The organism is Spirosoma montaniterrae (assembly GCF_001988955.1).
Classification (GTDB): Bacteria; Bacteroidota; Bacteroidia; order Cytophagales; family Spirosomataceae; genus Spirosoma; species Spirosoma montaniterrae.
This window is the reverse complement of record NZ_CP014263.1, coordinates 2,671,683-2,688,798: the sequence shown is the minus strand read 5'-3', so window position 1 is coordinate 2,688,798 and position 17,116 is coordinate 2,671,683. Positions and strand designations below refer to the sequence as shown.

Here is a 17,116-nt window from a genome sequence, read left to right as displayed (position 1 = left end):
GGGGGTGGGGTTAAATGTCTTTTTTCAAGGTTTGCATAACCTTGCCGTTCTCAATTAATCTGGTTTTCAAAACCGTTTGTTTGGGAATGGCGATGAGCAGTGTGGGTTGTATTGGGGTAGCGAGTGGCGATTTAACGACAGCACTATCCGTCATCCTGATATACCGCACAGTGAGCGTTGAGTCCTGCACAAACACCCGGCTGATCGATAGTTTAGGCGGCTTGTTGGTGGCTGGTAAGGCAACACCAATCACCATCTCTTTCTCGAAATTGATAGCATCGGGCTGCTTGCTTTGTGAGGACGCTGCTTTGAAAACCTCGCCGAACGTATCGGCTAATTCAAAGACGAACAGGGTTGGTTTCCCTTTGACAACAGGTGCATCGGTACTTAGAAGGTAGCCGTGCAAAAGCCGGTGTTTTAGGTTTTCCTGCCCTAAAACAGCAAGACTGACAAAGAAACCAATGACCAGAAAAGAGGTGAAACGGACGTTACGGAGATACTGCAAAACGAGTTGAAACGCTAATTGATAAAGACTATAGACTATCCGATAACGTAGCGTTTTCAGATTTGTTGCCAGCCAATTGTCAATTCGCCTTTGCCGTGTCAGCCGGATTTTCGATGTTCATGCCTTCCACGTTGAAGCATGAACTCTGGCTGTCGCTTTTGCACTCGAACAAATCGAACGATTCAACGCCTTTATCCAACCGCTCGAAATACAGCACAAACGTTACCGTTTCGTCGTTGCGTACTTCCCGGCTGTCGGGCGTCATAGGAATGCCGGTGGCTTTAAGCAGTTTATACGTCTGTTTGCCATCGCGCGAAACCAATTTGGCTTCGGGATTGAACGAAATAGCATTGGTGCCGGGGCCGAAATAGCCGCTGTTGCGCTCGTTGCGGTCTTTGGCATAGGTCAGGTACAGCACCGTGTAGGCGGCTGTCAGCTTTATATCCGTTACCCGAATGTCGGGGTCCTGCGAGTGGCCGAGGCCACCGTGCGGGTCGGGATAAAGCCGACGCTGCGCCATGTACGTTGGCTGATTCGGCTGGTAATATTCCGACTCGTCGGCGGGGGCATTAATAGCCGGTGGCCGGTTTGTGGTGCAGGCCGAAAGAAGCAGCAAGAGGGCGTATAGTGGCTTCATAATTATGAAGTTAACAACTTATCTCCATAACTGCTACTGCCGCACCACTGTTTTTTCCGCCATAAGCGTCGCCCAAATCTGGTGATAGACATCCGTAGCCGCAAGTTGTTTGGCGATATTCTGTCGGCTCACAAATACGGGTTGGAACTGCGGATTGCTTTCTAATCGCCCGTGCGACCCTTTTACCAGCGTTGCATCAAGCGAAATGACGTTCATCAGATACCGGAAACCGACCAGTTTGCGTGCCAGTTTATAGCCCGCCTTCAGCTTAATAAACGGATTTGTCTGGTCCATAAATAGCTCAACGGGGTCGTAGCCGGGTTTCTGGTGAATAGCCACCAACCGGGCAAAATCAGGCGCATGGGCATCGTCGAGCCAGTAGTAGTACGTAAACCAGCTATCCGCGTCGGCCACAACCACGAAATCGCCGGAGCGTTCATGATTGATGTGGCAAGCCCGTTGTTGCTCTTTATCCAGCACCAGATCAATGCCTGGCGTGTTTTCCAGAATCCCACGAACCTTATCATACACCGACTTTTCGTTGACATACACGTGGGCAATCTGATGATCGGCAGTGGCGAAGGCGGGCGAGGCTCCGGCATCGAACAACTCAAGCCCGCGCTCTTCGCGGTATCGAATCATGCCCGCTTCGCGCAGAATCCGGTTGATGTGAATAGGTTTGCTAACGGTCGTAATGCCGTATTCCGACAGTACAATCACTTCAGCATCACGCTGTTCATAGAACTGAATCAGGTCGCGGCATACATCGTCGATCTCGCGCAAATCCTGCGCCACCTTCGGAATGTCTTGGCCGAATTTCTGCAGGCAATAATCCAGATGCGGCAGGTAAACGAGCGTCAGTGTAGGATTGTGCCACTGATCGACCAGCATACTGGCGTCGGCAATCCAGCGGGTGCTTTTGATGGTGGTTTGCGGCCCCCAGAACTGAAACAGCGGAAACGTGCCGAGTTCGCGCTGGAGCCGGTCGCGCAGGTTGCCGGGGTAGGTGTAGCAGTCGGGAAGTTTTATGCCGTCCGACGGGTACTGCGGGCGGGGCGTGGCCGAAAAATCGGCACTGGAGTACATGTTGTACCACCAGAACATATTCGAGACCGTAAAAGCTGGATTAACCTGTCGAGCGAATTCACGCCGAGCGGCTTCCCAAATCTTTTCCCCCTGCACCAACTTGTTCGACTGCTTCCAGAACTTTACTTCACAGTCGGTGCGGTCATACCAGCCATTGCCAACGATGCCCGTTTCCGACGGCCATTTACCCGTTACGTAAGTCGATTGTACTGACGTTGTTACGGCGGGCAGCATGGGGGTAATGGTGGCCTGTTGCTTATCGGCAAACCACTGTTTCAGAAAGGGCGTATGTTCGCCAATCAGCGAATACGACAACCCCACCACGTCGAGAACAACAGTTTTTTTCATAAAAGTGATGGTAGGTAGTGATGAGTGATGAACGATGAGTGATGAGTTTGCTGACGCTCCCAAAACTCATCACTCATCACTAAAATTAAGTACCCACTTCATTTCCCGCTCGATTGAGTCTATTAAATCGAGTTTCAACCCTTCTGGCAGTACGTCCCAGGTGTAGGTTTCTACTTCCATCTGATTGGTAAATGCCCGTTCGGCCTGTAGCCGCAGCACCTCCCGAATGTCGTCCTGCGTAGACTGTAAGACGCCATAATCTGGTACAAAAATCGGAACGTGGAAATGCGCCCGCCACTCTGCATGAGTGTCGTCTACTGCTGCCAGCGCGTTCGGCAGATCGGTGAAACGTAACAACGAGCCATCATGTGTGCGGGCCACTACCTGATGCAGGTATGTTGGTTCGTTGAACCGTTCAAACGCCTGTCGTACCGCTTCACGACCGTCGGCATCGACCGGGAAAGCAGCTTTCAAAGCCGCGCTAATCTGAATTTTGCCGACCCGAAGCCCGTAGTTTTTCAGCTTGTCGAGCACCTCGGCGGGGCGTTCGTAGCCCACGGCGAAGTGGCAAACATCGTAACAAAGCCGAACGTGCTCGCAAATGGCAGCTTCAGCGGCTTCGTCGGTCAGGCCAAACTGGTCGGTCAGTTGCTCGATACCCATCGGCAGCAGGTAGTCAGTAAACCAGGCTATGAACTCGTCGGCGGTTTCGATGATACCGTCGGGTTCTGGTTCGAGGTCGAGGTGCATAAGCCGGTCGGTCTGTTGCCGAAGCCGGATAAGTTCTACCACCACTTCGAGAACGTTCTGGGTGGTTTGCGAAAAAATATAGTCGCGGGCGGCTGGCTGCTCCCACTCGAACCAATGGCGGTAGGAGAGGGGCGAAGTCGAAAGGCCACCCGGTATGGCATTACCCAGTTCATCGACAGGCAATAACACCGACAAAATTCTGAATAGCCGTTTGGTGTAGTCAACCCGCGCTTCAGTGGTCCAGTCGGGGCTATGCACCTGATCTTTTACAACCGTATGGTGAAAGCTACCGAACGGGAATCCGTTCATTGTGAAGATATAACAGCCCGTATCGGCCAGCCATTGCTGAAACGCCACTAAGTTTTCGGGCTTTTCTAACTCCTCACTGGCTTCGTTGGCGAGTCGCAGCCCCAGCCCCAGCGGTGCATCGGGCGATAGTCGCTGTTTCAGTTCCGGCACGGCCTGTTGCAAAGCTGCGAAATGATCGGCCCACGACTCGCCGGGGTGAATATTGGTACAATAGCCGAGATGGCCTAAAGGCGTTTTCATAACCGTAACGCGGGTGGGAACCCGCATTGTGAGTTTACTACTGCGGGTTCCCACCCGCGTTACATGTTCACCAATTCCTGTTCTTTCAGCACGGCAATGACCTGCCGAATACGATTTTCATCCATTTCGTGGACTTCAACGCCCCGACCAATAGCCTGTAGGAGCATAATGGTTAACTGTCCGCCGAGATGTTCGCGAAATTCAGACAGGCCGCGCAGAATGGTCGCGCTGTTGTCGGCATCGAGTTGGGGGTGGTAGAGCACAAAGCCGAGGGTTCGGAGCGTGGTTAGCACCCGGTTCGTATCTGTGTCGGAAAGCCAGCCGAGTTGGTTCGAGTAGAGCGTGTCGAGCGCAATGCCGGTAGCAACAGCTTCGCCATGACGGATCTCAAAATCAGTCAGTTGTTCGAGTTTGTGCGCGCTCCAGTGGCCAAAATCGAGCGGGCGCGATGACCCCTGCTCAAACGGATCGCCCGCAGCAATGTGCTGGAGATGCATGTCGGCGCAGCGGTGAATCAGGTACTGCATGGCGGCTGCGTCGCGGTGGGCGAGGGCTTCCGCATTGGCTTCTACCCAGGCAAAAAATTGAGCGTCTTTAATAAGGGCCACTTTAATGGCTTCCGAGATGCCCGCCCGCCAGTCGCGGTCATCGAGCGTGGTCAGAAAAAGGCTGTCGTTGAATACGGCCACGGGGGGCGCAAACGTGCCAAGAAAGTTTTTCTTTCCGCGATAATTAACGCCATTTTTAACGCCCACGCCCGAATCATTCTGCGACAGAACCGTTGTCGGAATGCGTATGTGCCGAATGCCCCGGTGCGAAATGGCGGCTGCGTAGCCCACCAGATCCAGAATCGAACCTCCGCCCACAGCTACCACAAACGAGTGCCGGTCGATACCATACCGGTCAACGGCATCAACAATCTGCTCAACCAGCGTTGGGTCGTTTTTAGCCGCTTCGCCACCGGGCAGCACCAGCATATCGTGTATTAGATCAACGCCCAAAACTTGTTGACCGAAATAGGTTTGTATGTCAGCCAACAGCGATGGAAATGCTTCGACAACCCCTGAGTCAAGTACGAACAGGGCTTTTTTAGACGTAGTCTCACTGGCCTGTTGAGCAAAAAAATCGGCAAGCGTTGGGTTGTCTATCTGAAAAAGTTGTTCGGTAAAAAAGACGCGATACGAAAACCGAACGCTAAAATCCTGCTGGAGGTAGGTCATGGAAAGCAAAGGCAATTGAGTAGCTGCGTTTGTCTCCCAAAAATACAAATCATAACCATCTGAACCATGATGTCTGAACCAGGATTAGCCGAGATTGACAAAATTACCACAAGATTCTACGCTGCGCTTACCTAATCTTTCAGTCTGTACACAAGTGCAGCGCATAAGTCCTGTTTAATCTTGCCAATCCCGGCTAATCCTGGTTCTGATGGTTCTGACAGTTTATTTTTTACTGACAAACCGATTGCTTTTTATGTAGTAGCGGTAAGGCAGATCGGCCCCGAATTTGATGCCAATGCGCGTGGTCGTAACCAGCTCAAAGTCGTGTAGAACCGGCCCGCAGATGGAAATTGGCCCGGTTGTAAGCGACGAAAAGTTGTGCCGATGTCGGTCGATACCCAGCGCGATGACGAGCTTGCCGGGGCCGTTGCAGAGGTTACGGAACCCTTCCGGTGTTTGCGCGTCGATGGTGTTCAGGCGGTAACGTTCAAAGCCGGTCTTAAACGCTTCGTTTCGGCGCATTTCCATTAACTCGATACCTTCGGTCGGTTCGAGGGCGCGAATCAGGACGGCTTCGCCCACGCCTGCCGGGCCGGTCACGACGTTGATGCAGTTGTAGTGGTTGTAAATCTGATAGACGTAGAGCGTACCTGCCGGGCCAAACATAGCCGCGTTGCGCTTCGTTTCGCGCCGGTAGGCATGGCAGGCCGGGTCGCCGGTAATGTATCCTTCGGTCTCAACGATAATTCCTGCCGTGCGGCCTTCAGGCGATTCGTGGACGAGTTCGCAGCCAAGCAGCAATTGCGCCAGCGTCAGCGTATCGTGCTGCTCGTAGAACGAGAGCGGGAGTTTGGTCGGCATACAACGTTCAACGAATCTGGCAGGTCAGATGTTATCATCGCGCTACCGACGCTACGCTGTATCGTCCCGCTGGGACGGGGGCTGGTCACGACGTTGCGTCCCGGAGGGACGACACAGCCGTGTCAACGGCGTCGGTAGATGACGAAACCGAAACAGATTTCGGTTAGTGAGCCAGCGAGGGCCGACACGAAGGCATTGGCTTGTAATACAAACAGTACGTTTGCCGCAATACCCAGCACGGCTCCCAGCAGCCAGTACAGACGCATACCGTATAACGTTGCAAAGGTGAGATAACGCCCTCCGATAATGAGCAACATACCCTGAAAAAACCATTCGGTGCGCTGAAATGAAAGAACATAAGCCAGCGGAATGCACATGAGCATCCAAACGGTTCCCTCCATGGCCAGTTTCGCCAGTGGGTTCTGCGGATGATGTTGCTGGTTCATTCCCAGCACTTTATAGACCAGCAGACTCAGCGGGTGAATCAGTGCTCCGCCAATCAACAGCGTCCAGATAGCCTGTTGAGGGGAGACGTATAAATTCACAAGCGCGGCAACGAGCCATACCGTACCCGACACAAAAATACCGACGGCTCCCGCAGCATAACTCAGGCGCATGTCGCGCTGCGCCTGCTCAATGGTTTCGGGTGCTTTGGGGTCGGGTGGCTGAGAAAGGGCAGGAGTAGTCATTGTGGTAGCGAATGGCTTTTGTTTGATTAGTCTGGTTTGTACTCCAGAATATCGCCCGGTTGACAGTCCAGGGCATTGCAAATCGCTTCGAGCGTACTGAACCGGATGGCTTTGGCTTTGCCGGTTTTCAGAATCGACAGATTAGACAACGTCAAATCGACTTTGGCCGAAAGCTCATTGAGTGATATTTTTCGTTTTGCCATCATCACGTCTAAGTTCACAATAATGGGCATTGACTATACGGTTAGATCGTTCTCGGTTTGTAGCTCGGTGCCTTTCTGAAATACAATGGCGATAATATAAATCACGCCCGCAAAGAACAGAATCTCACCCCCGCCCCAATTGATGGGCACGACGTGTCCTCGCTTCATCAGCCAGTCACTGGACCCTGACCCAATCATGGCTACAATGCCCGCGCCTAATGCTACATGGCTAATGGTGTTGATCAGCGCGGTAATGTCGTGGTTGAAGGGCTTCGATAGGTCGAACTTCAGGAAAATTTTGACCACTAAGTAGGCGATAAAAGCCTTCAGGCCGTTCAACGCAATAATCAGGGACGCCAGATGAACGTAATAGCTTTGACTGTATGTCTGCACATTCGAAAGGTCAAGGCCCATGTAGAGGTTTTTGGCACCAGCCGGATTCACAAACAGGCTGACGAAGAGAGAAACCAGCAACGCGCCGGTCTTGATACAAAGCCCAATGAACACGATCCAGAAGAACACATTCATGATCTTCAGCACCGTAGTGTTAGTGGTTGTCATTTGCGTATTTTGTTTGATTGTGTAGCAAACATCAATAAATATTTATTGAAAAACAATAAATATTTAATTTTATACGGCTATTGTTTGTTGAAAGGTTAGCTATCTTGATAGCTGGCAAACAGCACTGGTCGTTTGCTTCAGTCCATATAGCATAGCCTTTTCACTCCGCGATGGGCTTCCCAATCAGCACTCCATACTCCGCCGGGATCGTTACGCCCCGAAAGCCGTTGGTCAATCCGTAGACGATAAGCAGGGTTACGACCGCGCCCAGCAACAAGATGGCGCGGGCCTGAACCGTGGGCGACAAACCCGCTACGGTACGGCTCATTTTTTTGTGGTGAATGGCCGCTACGTGCCCAAAAAACGACAGGATGGCGAGGCCGTAGTAGGGTACAAAAAACAGGTTGAACGGAAAGCTATTCAGGCCAGCCACGCCAAAGTAAAAGTTGGTGTCGAGGTGCAGTACGCAGCGGCCACCCAGCACCGCGCTGAGATGAATGACGAAGAAGATGGCCAGATACAGCCCCGTCCAGCGGTGCATCCGCCCAAAGAACGTAGTGGCCGTGTGGCGCGTGTCCCGAAACAGCCGCAGTCCCGAACCAATCTGCACCAGCACGGCCCCCAGTAGCAGCGTTTCGGCCACCGGATGGCGGTACACGCTACGTAGCGTTTGCATCAGGGCGATGTGCCGCTCGGGCCCGTAGAGGCTGCTGAGATGATTGATCAAGTGCATCACCACAAACACCGCGATGGTTAGTCCGGCGTAGTAGTGCAGGCGTCGGGCGTTAGTTGGCTTTGCAATCGCCATTGGCTACAACACGTATGCCCGATGCACCAGCTATACAGGCGTTTCCGTAGGTTTTTCCATTGCACCCGCACACAGGATCATACTGCATGGTGCAGGCAATATCGGGGTTTATTTTCTCTACACAATCACTCTCGACAGATTCCTGCGAGCAGCCAAACAGAGACACGAGCAGGGCAGAGATTAGCAGCGTCTTCATGTACGTAGCGTATTTGTTGCGTTAATAATACGTAAAAGACTTCTTATAAGCTGAAAGGGTTGTAATGGTCAGCACAATTACGTTCGGCTGTTGGGCTGATCACGTTGTGCCATAGCCAGTTGAAGTACCTCTGTGATTTGCTCAACGGGCAGGTCTTCTTCAGGATTGATAAACATGATTTTTATCTGTGCTCGGTTCCCCAGAGTCAGGGCGGGGTGGTCGAACTCATTACCATTCACAACGCCGATGTATGGGCAGTCGAGTTTCTTGTGCCTGGCCGAAAGATAGAACAGGTACCGGCCTTTATAATCGAAGAAAGGCGTATTCCATTTCCAGGCCGGGGTCAGGCGTTCGCTTTGGGCCAGAATCAGATCGCGCAGAGCGAGCAAACAGCTTTGTGTAGCGTCGGGCAGACTTGCGTAGAAATTATCGAGCGTTTTCATGCCAACAATGTTAGGTGGAAGCGAAGCTACTCGTATCTGACTCAAATACATATCACTACGTTGCCCCGCTTGCGGCCTGTATCTACGTATTCGTGTGCATCGACGATCTGTTCGAGTGGGTAAGTGCGGTCGATGGCTGGTCTTAGCTTCCCGGCTTCGATCATCTGATGGAGAGCATCGAGGTGTTCGGTTCGTTCGTTGGTCATGGAGCGTACCGATATGTATCGTCCGTTGTTGGTCAATAGAGTTTTAAGCGTAGCGGCAGGGAGCTTGCCAACGGCATCGAACACTACGTCGAACTGACCTCCATACTGCGTGATATCGGTGCAAGTATAGTCGATAACTGTATCGGCTCCCAGCGATTGTACGAACGATACGTTGGCGGTGCTGCATACGCCCGTAACGGTTGCGCCAACATGCTTCGCCAACTGAACGGCGTAAGTGCCGACACTGCCCGAAGCTCCGTAGATCAGAATGTTTTGCCCGGCCCGTAATTGCGTTTTGCCAAGCAGTTGCAGGGCCGTCATGCCACCTACGGGCAGCGCAGCAGCCTCCTCGAACGTCAGTTGGGCTGGTTTTTTCGCAATAACCCCCTGCGACCAGCGTTCGGGCACGCATACGTACTCGGCATACGCCCCATTGGGCAGGCCAGTGGTAGTGCCGTACACCGCATCGCCGGCACGGAAGCGCGTTACGTTCGGTCCCACCGCTTCTACTATGCCCGAAAACTCGAAGCCCAGAATGGGCCGACGGGGTTTGGTAATGCCGAACATCAGCCGAAGCGCGAGCGTAAAAAACGAAGAACCGGGGAAACGCCCCTGCCGGACCCAGACTGCCCCCGACGTAACGGTTGAGGCATAGACCTGTACAAGCACCTCGTTGGACTTGGGTTGGGGCTTCTCCACCTCGGCGAGGTGCAATACCGATGGAGGTCCGTAGGCTTTGTAAATAACAGATTTCATGATCGATGCAAATCTACGTGTAGTCGACGGCTCAACTCGTTGACTTTCGCCAAGAAAGAAGCAGCTTCTACACCAATGCTTTAGCGTTCTGCTGCACCCGCTTAAATGACCTGCTTTTCACCCTCGGTCAGAGGCATGTACCGGGCAATAAAATCAAATAGCTCGTTCGCCATGGTCAGTCGTATTTCCTGCAATACTACTGACTGATCTTTTTTTAATAAACCTGAATGGGATAAGCGGTCAGAACTTCACTGCCACCTGAAAAAAGAATCGGGTCATAGCCTATCGGTACAGTTTTCACTTGTGATTTTATGGAGTTCCTTTTTGTCCAATCCGAGACTTTCCAGAACAGAAACAATAAAATCTGTCTTTCGCTCGGTGTACTTGTCTCTGGTCATTCCATTTTCTTTTGTCAGCCTGATTTTCAGCAGCGAGTATTGCTCGACAAGTTTTTCGTCGAGCAACAATGCGTCACGAAATAAAAGATGATTTTTCAAGGCTAAACTGTCAGCAAAACACACGTAGAGGTGGTGTTTTTGCCATTTCTTAGCATGGTCAGTTTTAGGCGTCAAGGTAGAAGTTTGTCTGAAGGCAAAACGACCTGAAATACCCTGCTCGCCCCTGTTTTGGTATCCAACCTTTTCGAGTTCAATAGCTATTTCGCCCAGACGGTGTTTGTTCTCAATTATGATGTCAATATCTAAAATCGGTTTGGCGTGAAGTCCTGAAATAGCCGTACTTCCTACGTGCTGAATGTCTACATCATAGCCGTCAAGTATTTTTAGTAAAACTCGTCTCAGGTTGTCGAATTCAGTTTTCCATTCTTTTTTATGTGGCTCAATAAAATTCGTCATTGTCGGACAGGTTTATTTTTTCGCCGTAGCGTAGTGGTCCCAGGTTGCCTTGGCTATCTCGGCGATTATTCGTTCATTCGTCTGGTCATTTTCTGTAGAGTTAGCCACAAAGACGCTAATGATAAAATAATTCCCATTTGGCAGGAACACAATGCCTATATCATTGGTGGCAGGTGTCAGACCTTCTTTATTAGTTCCCGAAGAACCTGTCTTGTGCGCAACAATCGTTCCTTTAGGTAATAGCCCTTTTAGTCTGCCTTCCCCGGTTGTTGTTTCTTTCATTATTCGCCAGATAAAGGCATAGCTTTTTGGAGAAAGTAGTTGATTACCTGTGTCATAGAATTTTCTCAGCGTCTCGCTTGCCGCTATGGGCGTGGTCCAATTCTGGAACATGTTATCCCACTGCGCCTGCATATCTTCTTCGTTGAATTTGAGGGATATATCCTTAATGCCGTTTTCTCTGATGTATCCTTCAACGACTTGTGGCCCTCCCAGTAGCCGCAACAGAGCATCACAGGCAACGTTGTCGCTTTGAGAAACAGCGTATTGGATCAGTTTCGATATGGCGAAACTTCCTCCGTCAGGGTTTTCTTCCCGTAGAGGACTCCAGAATCCGGGTAATAAGTCTTTTTTCTGTACCGCTACTTTCTGGTCCAACGAGAATTTTCCTTTGTCAATTTGGTCTAATACGGCTAACGCAGCATGAAACTTAAACACACTTTGCGTTGGGCAATGCCTGTTCCCGTGTAGTGAAAGGGTATCTTTACCATTATTGGCAATGATTGAAACCCCAACAACGGCGTTTTTGGTCGAAATGATTTGTTGTAGTTTCTGCCTTAGCGCATCGGTCGTTTGGGCTGATGTTTCGTAGGCGATCAGAACGAATAACAAGGCTGCCAATTGAACCGATTTTTTCATCATTTTCAGATTTTGGCTGTTTTTAACGTACGCAAATGTGCTGCTATATCACGTTCATGGTCTGTTCTTTAATCTTCTCCAGTTCATCTTTCATCTGCACCACAAACCGCTGAATGGTTGCGTCGTTGGCTTTCGAGCCGATGGTGTTGATTTCGCGGCCAATTTCCTGGGAAATAAAATTCAGTTTTTTACCATTGGCCTCTTCGGTCGACAGCACTTCCAGAAAGTAACCGAGGTGGTTTTTCAACCGGACTTTCTCTTCCGAAATGTCAAATTTTTCGACGTAATAGACCAGTTCCTGCTCGAAGCGATTTTGGTCGAAGGATTCGCTTTCGAGCAATTCGCGAACCGAGTTTCGTAGTCGGTCGCGCACGGCAGGAATGCGCCGGACGTCGTGTTCTTCAATGGCATCGAGCCGGTCGCTGATAATCTGAATATACTCCTGAAACTTATGCTCGAGTACGGCTCCGTCCTGCCGCCGAAAATCGTCGCACCGGCGAATAGCCTCTTCAACTGCCGCCCGTACTGTAGCGTATTCGTTGGTATCGGCGGTGGTTTCGGGTGTGTCGGTTAGGTAAGCATTGGGTTGTTGCAGAGCCAGTTGCAGCACGTCGGTGTCGGGAATGCTCATCAGCATACTGTTGGCTGTCTCTTTCAGGTCGCTGACGTAGGCTGCCACCAGTGGGCGGTTGATAACCACACCGGGCCGCACGGCATTCGTGCGCGAAACATTGACCGACACTTCGACTTTACCGCGCTCAAGCTGCTGCGTCAACAACGACCGCAACTCAATTTCTTTATCGGCAAATTGCCGGGGTAATCGACAATAAATATCTAAGAACTTAGAATTCAGGGTCTTGACTTCGGCAGTTACCGATAAACTCTCGGTCTCTATTGTCGCGTTACCGAAACCGGTCATGGATTTAAGCATAGGTTATAGAGTTGTAGAGTTATAGAGTTGTAGAGTTGTAGAGTTGTAGAGTTAACTCCGCTGCCATCCGACAACTTTGTAACCCTATAACCCTACAACTCTACAACTCATTTCAGTGCGTTGGCTTCGGTTTCTAAAAATTCTTTTCGTTTGCGGGCAATGTCGATAGCCGTGTAAATGGCTTGCAGCATAGACGTTTCGTCGGCGAGGTTTTTCCCGGCAATGTCGTAGGCGGTGCCGTGGTCGGGCGAGGTACGTATTATAGACATCCCGCCAGTGAAATTAACGCCTTCTTCAAAGGCAATGGCTTTAAACGGAATCAACCCCTGATCGTGGTACATCGCCAGCACGGCATCGAACTTAGCGTAGCTGCGCGTACCGAAGAAGCCATCGGCGGGGTAGGGGCCAAATACCAAATGCCCTTTGTTGCGCCATTCGGCCAGCAGCGGCTTGATAACGTCGTTCTCTTCGTTGCCCAATAACCCTTCTTCACCCGCGTGAGGGTTCAAACCCAGCACGGCAATTTTGGGTTTGTCGATGCCAAAATCCTGCTTCAGCGACCGTATCATAAGTGTCAGCTTCTGCGAGATGCGTTCGCGCGTGACGTTCTGCCGAACGCGACCCAGCGGAATATGTCCCGTTACAACGCCCACGCGCAGGCGTTCGCTGACCATGAACATCAGATTGTCCTGTACGCCAAATTGTTCGGCCAGAAATTCAGTATGTCCCGGAAACTTAAACTCGTCTGACTGAATGTTGTATTTATTGATTGGAGCCGTGACGAGTGCATCTAACTTGTTGTCTTTCAGGTCGTCGACGGCACGTTGCAAACAGGCCAGCGCGGCCTGCCCGGCTTCGGGCGTTACCTGCCCCGGCTGAATATCCTGATTTTGATCGGGGAAGCAGGTGATAACGTTGGTCAGTTTATGGCTGATCTGACCAATCGTTTGTGCCCCATTCAGGTTCCAGTCTTTCATTTCCAGCAGGTTGCGGTATCGATTCAGAATCCGCATCGAGCCATAAATAACGGGCGTACAAATTTTCTGTAATCGGTTGTATTGCAGAGCTTTGAGGATGACTTCAGGGCCAATGCCATTATAGTCGCCCAGCGAAATGCCGATCACCAACCGATCTTCGCGCCCGGTGTTCTCCTGACTCGGTGCCTCGCTGCGATTGCTCCCGCGCGGGCTACCGTCGTCGTCGCGCTGCCGGTTTTCGCGCTCATCGCGATTCGGGCGATCTTCCCGGCTGGGTCGGCGGGATTCGTCGCCGTTTTTGGGTTCGCCACGCCGGTCGTTTGGCCGGTCTTCGCGCGGCTGACCGCCGTTGGAGCGGTTAGTACCATTGTTACGGTTCTCCCGATTGTCGCGGTCACGCCGATGCTGTGGGTTGTTTCGTTGTTCGGGTGCCGCTTTTCCGCTACTGACCGGGCCTTCACTAACTGGCTGATTAACAACCGGCTCGCTGTCCGACGGTTCGGGGCGGGTATCGTTTACATTATCGGATTGGCGTTGTTCCATCTACTTTCGTTAGTTTCGCCATTAACCTCACCCCCGACCCCTCTCCTGCAATCAGGAGAGGGGGGAGCAATCTCAGATGGTTTTCTCCCCTCTTCTGAAAGCAGGAGGGCGGAGCAGTCCCAGATGGTTTTCTCCCCTCTCCTGATTTCAGGAGAGGGGTCGGGGGTGAGGTTAATAACGCGCAAGTTACGAAAACCATACGGATGTCTCCCACTTCACCCACCATTCTCGTTGCCGATGAAATGCACCCGTCGCTGTTTGCGATGCTGACCAATGCCGGCTACTCGTTTGATTACCAGCCTGCCATTACCCGAACCGACTTACTCAACCGCCTTCCAGACTTTACCGGACTCATTATCCGAAGCAAAACTAACGTTGACGAGCAGCTACTCAGCCACGCCCCACATCTGAAATTTATAGGTCGTGCTGGAGCCGGGCTTGACCTGATCGACCTCGACGCTGCCAACCGGCGCGGTATTCGGGTTTTTCATGCGGGCGAGGGCAACCGCGACGCCGTGGCCGAACAGGTTGTAGGCATGCTGCTGGTGCTGCTGGCAAACATCCTGAAAGCTGACCGCGAGGTACGGCAGGGCATCTGGGACCGTGAAGGCAACCGGGGCTACGAACTTGGTAGTCTGACCGTAGGTTTGATTGGGTATGGCAACAACGGAAGTGCCACGGCCCGGCGGCTCAGCGGCTTTGGATGCCGCGTACTGGCGCACGACAAATACCGCACCGATTACGGCGATGCCTACGCGCAGGAAGCCACTATGGAAGAGCTTATGGCCGAAGCCGATGTACTGAGTCTGCACATTCCGCTGACCGACGAAACCCGGATGCTCATCAGCGATGCATTCATTGCACAAATGGCAAAACCGTTTTATCTCCTCAACGCATCGCGGGGCGAAATAGCCTCGTTGTCGGCCATTGTGCGCGGCCTGAAAAGCAGTAAACTACGCGGAGTTGGTTTAGACGTACTCGAAAACGAGAAGTTAGCAAAGCTCAGCCCTGAACAACAAACCGCCTTCGATTACCTCCGGCAGTCGGATCGGGTAGTGCTGACGCCCCATATCGCAGGCTGGACACACGAAAGTTACGTCAGAATCAACGAAGTGCTGGTACGACAGTTGATGAACCTGTAGAGACCGGTGCGCCGGAGCGACAAGATGTTGCGTCTCCTTATGCGTCAGCCTTTGCATGCGTCAGCAAACGCCATCCGGTGCCAGAGACGCAACATCTTGCGTCTCTACCTGACCACTGTAAAATTTCCTGTTGTACACGACACGCCTGCGTCGGTGGTGAGGCAGATTTGACCAGTGGTGGCCGAACCAGGAACGGTGACAATCAACGCGTTGCCCGAAAGCCGGAACGGAGCCGGGAGAGACGCTCCACCGTTAAAACGCACTTCTTTCACCGAACTCATGTGTTGGCCCGTAATGGTAACGTCGGCGCCAACAACCGCGCTTTGAGGAGCGAACCCCGCAATTACAGCCAGCCGGAGTACCGTAAACGCATCTGTTGTGACGGCATCGCCCACTTCGTTGGTTAGCCGAATAACACCACTTTGCGCATCGGCAGGCACCAGCACCCACCGTTCATTGTCTTCCGTGCGACCTCCATCGGCAGCGGCAACGGCAGTGCCAGTAAACAAAATACGGGCGTTCAGCAGAAAATTACCTTTCAGCACCACGCGTTCGCCGGGCCGCGCCTTTGTCGGAATAATCTCGGTAACAACTGGTGGCTGAATCACCACCAATTGCCGGGCCGCCGTTGACGAACCCGCGCGGTTCGTAACCGTAACGGCACCCGTCAGTGCATTGGCCGGTACGCTGACCCGCAGTTGCGACCCTTCTATTCGGTCGATGATAGGTTCTGTAAAACCACTGACTTTTACCTCGGTAATCCGGTGCAGGTTTTGGCCGGTGATAATAATTTGCGCGTTTCGCAGTGCCCGCGTCGGACTGAATGTGATGGCACCGGGAGCCACGTAATAGAAAAACGGATCGGTGGCCGTAAACGTCCCGCCTACGCTGCCGACCGAAACGGCCAATTGAACAGGTGCGGGTAACGTTGGTACGGTAGTCTCGATCTGTGAATCGCTCAATACCCGGAAGGCAGCGGCTGTAGTGCCAAACGTCACGCTCGTTACATCGCGCAGGTTCAGGCCGTTCAGTATGATTTTATCGCCCGCAATACCGTCGCGCAGGCTTAAATTAGCTACCGACGGTTGCTGAACAATCTTCACGGAATCGGCAGAAGTGGCTATCAATCGCTCAAATACAGTGACTGTTACTACGCCCGATGTGGCGTTGGCTGGCACCGTTGCCCGTATTTCATTGTCTTTGACGGTCGTATTGGTTGGAAAAACAAGCAGACCATTGATACGAACAATGCCATCGGTCAGGTTTTTGCCCTGAATAAGCAGTTCGCCACCGGGTCGGACAGAGCGTGGGCTGATACTGGTAATTTGTGGCGTATCGGCCACGATAAATGGAATAAGCAGTTGGCCGCCTTTTGTTTCGACTACAATACTCAGCGGGCCGCGCGGTAGATTCTCCGGGACAACAACCGTTAGTTTTTGGGCTGTACTGTCGCGGATAACGGCGTCGGCATCGCTGAATTTTATCGAAAGCAGTTGGTTCAGGTAATTACCTGTCAATACGACCGTTGTGCCTGGCAGACCATTGGCAGGCGTTACTGCCGATAGGGCCGGGGCGGGCTGCTGCACCGTAAACGGCAGCGGGTCTGAAACGCCCTGATCGTTGCGAACCCGAATCTGCGTAGGGCCGGGGGGCGCAAACGGCACCGAGACCCGGATGTTGTTATCATCGCTGGAAAGAATGCGGGCCGTTACGAGCGATGCAGCCTCACCGAACGTTACGACCGGCTCGCTGCCAAACTGATAACCCGACAGAGCTACCTCGCGGTCAACGTAAGCCGTATTGGGCGAAACTTTCAGCAGTTCGGGCGGGTTGTTCTGCACCCGGCAGGCCGACAAACAAGCCAGAAAGATACTTATAAGTAAGAAATAAAAAGGTGATCTCATAGTTGGCAAAACAACCCCTCTCACAACTA

19 protein-coding genes are annotated in these 17,116 nt (G+C 52.1%); 1 reads left to right on the top strand and 18 read right to left on the bottom strand.

The window, feature by feature from the left end; translation table 11 throughout:
- Window positions 1-10: 10 nt before the first annotated feature.
- The 17 genes from AWR27_RS11710 to pdxA form a co-directional block, all read right to left on the bottom strand.
- Complete coding sequence (locus AWR27_RS11710) at window positions 11-406, bottom strand: hypothetical protein (RefSeq protein WP_232326042.1); 396 nt, start codon at window positions 404-406, stop codon at window positions 11-13.
- Window positions 407-584: 178 nt separating this feature from the next.
- Window positions 585-1,142 carry a hypothetical protein gene (locus AWR27_RS11705; RefSeq protein ID WP_077131340.1) on the bottom strand — a complete coding sequence of 186 codons (558 nt, stop codon included), beginning with the start codon at window positions 1,140-1,142 and terminating at the stop codon, window positions 585-587.
- A gap of 33 nt (window positions 1,143-1,175) precedes the next feature.
- The gene (locus tag AWR27_RS11700) at window positions 1,176-2,576 is read right to left on the bottom strand and encodes an alkaline phosphatase family protein (RefSeq protein WP_077131339.1); all 1,401 of its coding nucleotides are present in this window, start codon (window positions 2,574-2,576) and stop codon (window positions 1,176-1,178) included.
- A 69-nt stretch (window positions 2,577-2,645) separates the two neighbouring features.
- On the bottom strand, window positions 2,646-3,875 hold the full coding sequence (gene eboE / locus AWR27_RS11695) for a metabolite traffic protein EboE (protein ID WP_077133945.1): 1,230 nt from the start codon (window positions 3,873-3,875) through the stop codon (window positions 2,646-2,648).
- Between the two features lie 59 nt (window positions 3,876-3,934).
- The gene (locus AWR27_RS11690) at window positions 3,935-5,095 is read right to left on the bottom strand and encodes a 3-dehydroquinate synthase (protein ID WP_077131338.1); all 1,161 of its coding nucleotides are present in this window, start codon (window positions 5,093-5,095) and stop codon (window positions 3,935-3,937) included.
- Window positions 5,096-5,317: 222 nt separating this feature from the next.
- Window positions 5,318-5,956: a DNA-3-methyladenine glycosylase gene (locus AWR27_RS11685; protein ID WP_077131337.1), complete on the bottom strand. Its 639-nt coding sequence runs from the start codon at window positions 5,954-5,956 to the stop codon at window positions 5,318-5,320.
- A gap of 122 nt (window positions 5,957-6,078) precedes the next feature.
- On the bottom strand, window positions 6,079-6,645 hold the full coding sequence (locus AWR27_RS11680; RefSeq protein WP_077131336.1) for a DUF7010 family protein: 567 nt from the start codon (window positions 6,643-6,645) through the stop codon (window positions 6,079-6,081).
- A gap of 26 nt (window positions 6,646-6,671) precedes the next feature.
- Window positions 6,672-6,878: a helix-turn-helix domain-containing protein gene (locus tag AWR27_RS11675; protein ID WP_077131335.1), complete on the bottom strand. Its 207-nt coding sequence runs from the start codon at window positions 6,876-6,878 to the stop codon at window positions 6,672-6,674.
- 3 nt (window positions 6,879-6,881) lie between these two features.
- Window positions 6,882-7,409: a DUF2975 domain-containing protein gene (locus AWR27_RS11670; RefSeq protein ID WP_077131334.1), complete on the bottom strand. Its 528-nt coding sequence runs from the start codon at window positions 7,407-7,409 to the stop codon at window positions 6,882-6,884.
- Between the two features lie 160 nt (window positions 7,410-7,569).
- The gene (locus AWR27_RS11665; protein WP_077131333.1) at window positions 7,570-8,217 is read right to left on the bottom strand and encodes a succinate dehydrogenase/fumarate reductase transmembrane subunit; all 648 of its coding nucleotides are present in this window, start codon (window positions 8,215-8,217) and stop codon (window positions 7,570-7,572) included.
- Window positions 8,195-8,413, bottom strand: a complete 219-nt coding sequence (locus tag AWR27_RS11660; protein WP_077131332.1) for a Kazal-type serine protease inhibitor family protein — start codon at window positions 8,411-8,413, stop codon at window positions 8,195-8,197. Before AWR27_RS11660 ends, AWR27_RS11665 begins: the two co-directional genes overlap by 23 nt.
- Window positions 8,414-8,490: 77 nt before the next feature.
- Window positions 8,491-8,856 (bottom strand): DUF1801 domain-containing protein, encoded by a 366-nt coding sequence (locus tag AWR27_RS11655; RefSeq protein WP_077133944.1) that lies wholly within the window; start codon window positions 8,854-8,856, stop codon window positions 8,491-8,493.
- A 41-nt stretch (window positions 8,857-8,897) separates the two neighbouring features.
- The gene (locus tag AWR27_RS11650; RefSeq protein ID WP_077131331.1) at window positions 8,898-9,818 is read right to left on the bottom strand and encodes an NAD(P)-dependent alcohol dehydrogenase; all 921 of its coding nucleotides are present in this window, start codon (window positions 9,816-9,818) and stop codon (window positions 8,898-8,900) included.
- 275 nt (window positions 9,819-10,093) lie between these two features.
- On the bottom strand, window positions 10,094-10,672 hold the full coding sequence (locus AWR27_RS11645) for a GrpB family protein (protein ID WP_077131330.1): 579 nt from the start codon (window positions 10,670-10,672) through the stop codon (window positions 10,094-10,096).
- A gap of 12 nt (window positions 10,673-10,684) precedes the next feature.
- Window positions 10,685-11,599, bottom strand: a complete 915-nt coding sequence (gene bla, locus AWR27_RS11640; protein ID WP_157579197.1) for a class A beta-lactamase, subclass A2 — start codon at window positions 11,597-11,599, stop codon at window positions 10,685-10,687.
- A 34-nt stretch (window positions 11,600-11,633) separates the two neighbouring features.
- Window positions 11,634-12,521 carry a YicC/YloC family endoribonuclease gene (locus tag AWR27_RS11635; RefSeq protein WP_077131329.1) on the bottom strand — a complete coding sequence of 296 codons (888 nt, stop codon included), beginning with the start codon at window positions 12,519-12,521 and terminating at the stop codon, window positions 11,634-11,636.
- Window positions 12,522-12,628: 107 nt separating this feature from the next.
- Window positions 12,629-14,041: a 4-hydroxythreonine-4-phosphate dehydrogenase PdxA gene (pdxA, locus tag AWR27_RS11630; RefSeq protein WP_077131328.1), complete on the bottom strand. Its 1,413-nt coding sequence runs from the start codon at window positions 14,039-14,041 to the stop codon at window positions 12,629-12,631.
- A gap of 203 nt (window positions 14,042-14,244) precedes the next feature.
- Here pdxA and AWR27_RS11625 point away from each other — a divergent pair, with 203 nt between their 5' ends.
- Window positions 14,245-15,183: an NAD(P)-dependent oxidoreductase gene (locus AWR27_RS11625; RefSeq protein ID WP_077131327.1), complete on the top strand. Its 939-nt coding sequence runs from the start codon at window positions 14,245-14,247 to the stop codon at window positions 15,181-15,183.
- Window positions 15,184-15,287: 104 nt separating this feature from the next.
- Here AWR27_RS11625 and AWR27_RS11620 read toward each other — a convergent pair whose 3' ends face one another.
- Entirely contained in the window at window positions 15,288-17,087 is a 1,800-nt protein-coding gene (locus AWR27_RS11620; RefSeq protein WP_077131326.1) for an IPT/TIG domain-containing protein, read from the bottom strand.
- Window positions 17,088-17,116: the final 29 nt, after the last annotated feature.